The organism is Streptomyces sp. SID3212 (assembly GCF_009865405.1).
GTDB lineage: Bacteria > Actinomycetota > Actinomycetes > Streptomycetales > Streptomycetaceae > Streptomyces.
The window spans coordinates 1-6,630 of the sequence record NZ_WWJY01000008.1 but is presented as its reverse complement, the minus strand read 5'-3'; the positions used below and the strand labels follow the sequence as shown (position 1 = coordinate 6,630).

General features: G+C 73.0%; 6 protein-coding genes. 2 read left to right on the top strand and 4 right to left on the bottom strand.

Translation table 11 applies throughout. From position 1 onward, the window contains the following. The 4 genes from GT042_RS00695 to GT042_RS00680 all read right to left on the bottom strand — a co-directional run. Positions 1-1,034, bottom strand: a 1,034-nt coding sequence (locus GT042_RS00695) for an ATP-binding cassette domain-containing protein (protein WP_161306740.1), incomplete at its 3' end; no start/stop codon positions are given. 140 nt (positions 1,035-1,174) lie between these two features. Continuing rightward, positions 1,175-1,939: an NUDIX domain-containing protein gene (locus GT042_RS00690; RefSeq protein ID WP_161306739.1), complete on the bottom strand. Its 765-nt coding sequence runs from the start codon at positions 1,937-1,939 to the stop codon at positions 1,175-1,177. A gap of 92 nt (positions 1,940-2,031) precedes the next feature. Then, positions 2,032-2,637: a cadmium resistance transporter gene (locus GT042_RS00685; RefSeq protein WP_161306738.1), complete on the bottom strand. Its 606-nt coding sequence runs from the start codon at positions 2,635-2,637 to the stop codon at positions 2,032-2,034. Further along, positions 2,634-3,017 carry a metalloregulator ArsR/SmtB family transcription factor gene (locus GT042_RS00680; RefSeq protein WP_161306737.1) on the bottom strand — a complete coding sequence of 128 codons (384 nt, stop codon included), beginning with the start codon at positions 3,015-3,017 and terminating at the stop codon, positions 2,634-2,636. The genes GT042_RS00685 and GT042_RS00680 overlap by 4 nt, the downstream gene beginning before the upstream one ends. A 95-nt stretch (positions 3,018-3,112) precedes the next feature. Between GT042_RS00680 and GT042_RS00675 the strand changes: the two genes are divergently transcribed. Both GT042_RS00675 and GT042_RS00670 read left to right on the top strand, forming a co-directional pair. Further along, positions 3,113-5,149, top strand: a complete 2,037-nt coding sequence (locus GT042_RS00675) for a heavy metal translocating P-type ATPase (protein WP_161306736.1) — start codon at positions 3,113-3,115, stop codon at positions 5,147-5,149. A gap of 246 nt (positions 5,150-5,395) precedes the next feature. Next, complete coding sequence (locus tag GT042_RS00670; RefSeq protein WP_161306735.1) at positions 5,396-6,346, top strand: hypothetical protein; 951 nt, start codon at positions 5,396-5,398, stop codon at positions 6,344-6,346. The last annotated feature ends 284 nt before the right edge of the window (positions 6,347-6,630 follow it).

The following is a 6,630-nucleotide window of genomic DNA, read 5'->3' as shown; positions in this document are numbered from 1 at the left end:
CGCAGCTCGTACCGCACGGGTCTGAGCGGGCTGCGCGCGGGCCGGGACGCGAGCGCCCTCGGCCGCGGCACGGGCCGCGTGTCGTGCGCCTCCTGGCGCGCGGCGGTGGTGAGGGGCGGATCGGGGGCGTCGGTGGGCGCGGGGATCAGCGGTGGTACGGGGCCGGTGTCGCCGATCTCGTCGGCGAGCTGGTGGACGAGGACACCGTGGCGGAAGGCCGTCTCGCCGATCTCCGGGCAGCTGCTCCCGTACACGGTGAGCCGGCTGCCCGCCTCGGCGATCACCTCGACGGAGCGCCTGGCCGCCCTGGCCTCGCGGCTCAACGCGTCGGCGAGGCGCGCGGCGTGGGGTGTCCTGACGGCGACCCGGGGGCGCAGCCGCGTACGGGAGAAGGCGGCGCGGTCCTGGTCGGCGACGAGGCGGCCCCCGTCCACGGTGACGACGCGGTCGGCGGTGCGGGCGGCCTCCTTGGGGTCGTCGGTCGTGTAGAGCACGGTGCCGCCGTGGGCGGCGTGGGCGGCGAGGAGTCCGAACAGCCAGCTGGTCTCGCGGGGCGAGAGGCCGGCCGACGGTGTGTCCAGCAGCAGGGTGTGCGGGTCGCCCAACAGGGCGGAGGCGAGGCCGAGTCTGCGGTCCATGCCGAGGGAGAGCGCGCCGAGGGGTTCGTCGCGCAGGGCGGCGAGGCCGACGACTTCGAGCAGTTCGTCGGCGCGCGAGGCAGGCACGCCGGCGGCGGCGCAGAGCATCCGGAGCTGGCCCCGGGCGGTCCTGGCCGGATGGCCCGGCACATCGCCGAGGAGCACGCCGATCTCGCGGGCCGGGTGGGCGATGCGGTGGAGCGGGCGGCCCCGGAAGTACGTGACCCCGCGGCCCCGTTCGAGGTCGAGCATGAGCCGCAGGGCGGTGGTCTTGCCCGCGCCGGGGGCGCCGAGCAGCGCCGTGACACAGCCGGGCCGGGCCTCGAAGGTCAGGTCGTCGACGGCGGGGGTGAGGTCTCGACGGGGGGCGCTGGTCAGTCCGATGGCCTGGAGCATCGCTTCTCTCGCGGGGAAGGTGTGACCGCTCGGCGGCAGAGTGGTTACCCAGCAAGATAACGCGATATGTCCGACTTGTTGCGCAGGGTGAGCATGTGGTGTCCCCTCAGCTTTCGCCTGCGATCGGTTTTCGCCCGCGATCAGACCTCGGGGCGCAGCATCGGCGGATTGAGCACGGTCGCGCCGCCGGCCCGGAACAGTTGGGCGGGCCGGCCGCCCTGCCGGGTGGTGGTGCCCCCGGACGGGACCAGGAAGCCGGGGGTCCCGGTCACCTTGCGGTGGAAGTTACGGGGATCGAGGGCGACGCCCCACACCGCCTCGTACACCCGCCGCAGCTCGCCGACGGTGAACTCCGAGGGGCAGAAGGCGGTGGCGAGCGAGGAGTACTCGATCTTGGAGCGGGCGCGCTCGACGCCGTCCCCGAGGATCCGCGCGTGGTCGAAGGCGAGCTGCGCGGGCTGCTCGTCCTCCCGGGCGAACCCGCCCTCGGCGTGGAGCAGCGCGTCGACCGGCGCCCACCGGGCGCTGTTGGCGTCGCCGCCCGCCCGGGGCGCGGGCAGGTCGGGCGAGAGCGCCAGATGCGCCACGCTGACCACCCGCATCCGGGGGTCGCGCCCGGGATCGCCGTAGGTGGCGAGCTGTTCGAGGTGGGCTGCGTTCCCGGGCGCCGGGGACGACGGGTCGTGCGCGGGCAGCCCGGTCTCCTCGGCCAGCTCCCGCGCCGCCGCCGCGGCCAGGTCCTCGTCGCCCCGGACGAATCCGCCCGGCAGCGCCCACCGCCCCTGGAAGGGCGCCTCCCCGCGCCGTACCACCAGCGCGCAGAGCACGTGGGCCCGCACGGTGAGCACGACCAGGTCGACGGTGACAGCGAAGGGCGGGAAAGCTGACGGGTCGTAGGGCGACATGCCGCGATCATAGTCGTCTGCCTGACGATAAACACCCGTTACGCCCATCGCCGGCGACGCCGTCGGTGCCGCCGGTCTAATGCCGATGCCCGCTACAGGCCGAAAGCGCCGCCCTCGACAAGGATGAGCAGGCCGATGCCGATCAGAACGACGGGCAGCAGGATGTGGCCCCGGCGGGAGAGGGCCTCGGCGATGACAGGGCGGGTCGCGAAGAACCGGCCCGCGAAGCACCACACGGCCACCAGGACGAGGAACACCGCGGCGTACACGCTCATCCCGCCGATGCCGGCGGTGGCGAAGACGGGCACGTAGACGCCGATGTTGTCACCGCCGTTGGCGAAAGTGACCGCTGCGACCTCCAACGGGCTCGGTCCGCCCGCCTTGTCCTGGTCCTCCTCCTCACCCCCGCCACCGCCTCGGTGGTTCTTCCACGCTTGCCAGGCGGCCTTGAGGCCCAGCGCGAGCGGCAGCAGACCGAGGTAGGGAATGGCAAATTCGGGCAGGAAGGTGGCACCGAACGCGGCGGCCACCGCCACGGCGAGGATGGCGGTGAAACCCAGGTACTGGCCGAGCAGGATGCGGCGGGTGGACCCCCGGTGGCCGGCGCCCTGAGAGAAGAAGAGCGCCAGGATCAGGATGTCGTCGATGTTGGTGACGGCGAACAGTCCGGCCGCCTGCCCGATGATGCCCAGGTTCACGAGTTCGAGGCCGTGCCCTCGGTGACGGCGGACGTGTCGCGGATTCCCATGCGCAAATGCTCGACGTGGAACAGGGCCTGGTCCAGGAGTTCGGCGACGTGGTTGTCGTACAGGGCGTAGATGATCGAGCGGCCGTGCCGCTCGCCGGTGACCAGACCGAGGTTGCGCAGCAGGCGCAGCTGGTGCGAGCAGGCGGAGGCTTCCATGCCGACCGCGTCGGCGAGATCACCGACCGAGCAGGGGCTCTCCTGGAGGCGGGCCAGAATGTGCAGCCGCGACGGTGTGGCCAGGGCCTGGAGGGTCGCGGCGACGTCGGCGGCGCCGACCGCGTCGAGACGCTCGCGGGTGGTGGCGCTGCCGGTGCCGGTTCCGTGACCCATGGCGCCCATCATAGCGAAGACATCTGAAGATCTATTCATGTGTTCCTGTATGGTGGCGACGTCACCCCGGTTCGCCCGTGAAGGGTTGTTTTGCCGTGCCTTCTGTCCTCGATCAGCGGCCCGCGCCGGCCGCCGCGCACCGTGCGGAGGCTCCGCGCCGTCGCACGCGGCTGCTGGCGCTGCCGGAGGCCCGGTGGGCGCTCGCGGCGTCGGTGCTGTTCCTCCTCGCCCTGCCCGCATACCTGCTGGGCGGCCCGGCGTGGTTGTGGAGCACACTGTTCGCCGCCACGTACGTCACAGGCGGCTGGGAGCCCGGATGGCAGGGCCTGAAGGCCCTCAAGGACAAGACCTTGGACGTGGATCTACTGATGATCGTCGCGGCGCTCGGCGCCGCCGCGATCGAGCAGGTCCTCGACGGGGCGCTGCTCATCGTCATCTTCGCCACCTCCGGCGCCCTGGAAGCCGTGGCCACCGCGCGGACGGCGGACTCGGTGCGCGGGCTGCTCGATCTCGCACCCACCACTGCGACCCGGCTGCCGGCCGACGGCGTCGAGGAGAGCGTCGACACCGCGCGGTTGAGGATCGGCGACACCATTCTGGTCCGGCCCGGTGAGCGGATCGGCGCCGACGGACGGGTGCGCGAGGGAACCAGTGATGTCGACCAGGCCACCATCACGGGCGAGCCGCTGCCGGTGGCCAAGCAGGCCGGGGACGAGGTGTTCGCCGGCACCGTCAACGGCACCGGAGCCCTGCGGGTCTGTGTCGGGCGCGACCCGTCGGACTCGGTGATCGCCCGGATCGTGAAGATGGTCGAGGAAGCCTCGGAGACCAAGGCACCCACGCAGCTGTTCATCGAGAAGATCGAGCAGCGCTACTCGATCGGCATGGTCCTCGCGACCCTCGCCGTCTTCGCGGTCCCGCTCGCGCTCGGCGACCCGCTCCGGTCGGCGTTGCTGCGCGCGATGACCTTCATGATCGTGGCCTCGCCGTGCGCGGTCGTCCTGTCCACCATGCCGCCGCTGCTCTCCGCGATCGCCAATGCCGGCCGACGCGGAGTCCTGGTCAAGTCCGCCGTCGCCATGGAACGCCTCGGCCGGATCGACATCGTCGCCCTGGACAAGACCGGCACTCTCACCGAAGGCACTCCGCGCGTCACCGACATCCGCCCCCTGCCGGGCACCGGCCTGGACGCGGCCGAACTGCTCGCCCTGGCGGCCGCCGCCGAACACCCAAGTGAACACCCCCTGGCCCGTGCCGTCGTCGGCGCCGCCCGCGAGCAGAGCATCCGGCTGTCCGGTGCCGAGGACTTCTCCTCCGTCCCCGGCGAAGGTGTCACTGCAACCGTCGACGGCCATCTCGTCCAGGTCGGCTCCCCCTCCCGGATGCTCGTGGACACCGCCGCACACGGCCCGCACAAGATGCTCGTGGCCGAGCTGGAGGATGCCGGGCGCACCGCTGTCGCCGTCCTGCGCGACGGTGACGTGGTCGGGGTGCTGGGCATCGCCGACCGGCCGCGTCCGGACGCGGCGGCGACCGTGCTCGCGCTCACCGAGCTGACCGGCCGCACGCCCGTCCTGCTGACCGGCGACAACGAGCGTGCCGCGCGGCATCTGGCCGACGAGGTCGGCATCACCGACGTCCGCGCCGGGCTGCTCCCCCAGGACAAGGCGAGGGCCGTCAAGGTGTGGGAGGCCGAAGGGCGGCGGGTGCTGGTCGTGGGCGACGGCGTCAACGACGCCCCTGCCCTGGCCGCCGCGCACTGTGGGATCGCGATGGGCAAGGCCGGCTCCGACCTCGCGCTGGAGACCGCCGACGCCGTCGTCGTCCGCGACGAACTCACCACCATCCCCTCGATCGTCCGGCTCTCCCGCACCGCACGCCGCCTGGTGATCCAGAACCTCGTCGTCGCCGGGGCCTTCATCACCGTCCTGGCCGCCTGGGACCTGATCGGCACCCTCCCCCTGCCCCTCGGCGTCGCCGGCCACGAAGGCTCCACCGTCATCGTCGGCCTCAACGGCCTCCGCCTGTTGCGCGAAGCCGCCTGGCCCCGCATCCCCGACCCGCCGGGCATCCTCGACCTCTACGCATTCCAGCCATCCCGCCGCATCCGGCAAGAGCTCGGCGACTCCTGACCATCGATCCCCGGCGCGCCGAAGCCATCCCGCCCGGCCTCGCTCATGGCCTCCGCCCACCCCTACCGCCGGGATCACGACAGCTTCCGCACACTCGCGACGCGCGCCCTTTGTGCTCCCGCACGCCCCCCACCGGACAGTTGGCATGCCGGATCCGCCACGCAAGGGTGAAGCCCGCGCCGATCGGCGCCCGTTCGCCGCCGTCCGGCCTGGGGTGGGTCCCGGCGGCACCAGAGGCGGGCGGAGATGACGAGGGGGGACACCACCATGCCGTGGGACGAGCTCAAGCAGGCACTCACCGCGCAGAAAGCCGCGTACACGCCGGGCGATCCGTTGTGGACGGTGGAGGGGACGAACGGGTGGTCCTTCCGCGCCCATCCGGCGTTCCTGGACGAGGTCCGGCTCGGTAACGGTCTGCCCGACCTGGTGACCGCGACCGACGGGCGGACGTTCGGCGCCGCGCTCGGGAGGTGGCGGGTGACCCTGGACAGTCACCTCAAGGAGATACCGGAGGTGCGCGCCGCCCTCGGGCTCGCCGCCGGCCGCTTCCCCTCCGTGGACGAGGAGATCACGCTGCTGCGCCACCGCGACTCCGTGAGGGCCCTGCGGGTCGGCTCCGCCCCGGTGATCGCCGCGGCCGGGACGGCGTTCGCCGACCGCATCGGGGTGAAGACGGTGCACGACTACGTCGAGCTGCACTCGTTCTTCCTGACCGCCGTGAACGGCTTCGGCGGGGCCTACGACCCGAACACGCACCCGGGGCGCGTGGACGCGTTGTACGCCCTGGCGGCCGGCTCGCCCGCCGCCGCGGGGGCGGGGACGGCACACCTGGGCGGGGAGGCGGACTGGAAGACTCATCAGCCGGGATTCGCCCTGGCGGTCCACGCCGAGGCGGCACGAATCAACTTCCGCACACCCAATGCCCTGGCCGGGCACGCCTTCAAGCACGTCCCGCGCGGCGGACCTCTGGTCCCGGCCGCCGCGGCCGACGTCCACGCCCTGCTCGCCGACTACCTCGCGGAGGCCCGCCAGAAGATCATCACCACCGCCACGAACGATGTCTGGAGCGGCCTGGCGCAGACCGGCGCGACCCGCACCTACTACTTCGGCACCGTCAATCAGCACGCGTGCATGGTCGCGGTCAACTCCGCCGGCCACGCCTGGATCAGCACCTACTACGCACCGAACCGCACCTGACCGCCCCACCCCCGGCCGGCATCCCGCACCCGCGCCGGCCGACGTGACCGACCCGACCGACGTGACCAAGGCCGACGTGCGCCGCCGGGTGTGATCCGCCCGGCGGGCCGTCACCGCCCGCTCCTCGTACCGCGCCGACCGGTGCGGCGGTCGGCGCGGGGGTCGGTTCCCCTCCGGTCCGCCGGTGCCTCGGGGCGTGAGGCAGCGGCGGGCGGCAGCGCCTTGCGCGGGGCGGGCGGCCGGACGGGGCGGGGCTTGGGGCGCCGGGCCGCGCGGCGCGGGTC

Coding starts and splice junctions, on each gene's coding strand:
- GT042_RS00690 (WP_161306739.1), bottom strand. CDS start 1,939: ATGTCGCCCTACGACCCGTCAGCTTTCCCGCCCTTCGCTGTCACCGTC.
- GT042_RS00680 (WP_161306737.1), bottom strand. CDS start 3,017: ATGGGTCACGGAACCGGCACCGGCAGCGCCACCACCCGCGAGCGTCTC.
- GT042_RS00670 (WP_161306735.1), top strand. CDS start 5,396: ATGACGAGGGGGGACACCACCATGCCGTGGGACGAGCTCAAGCAGGCA.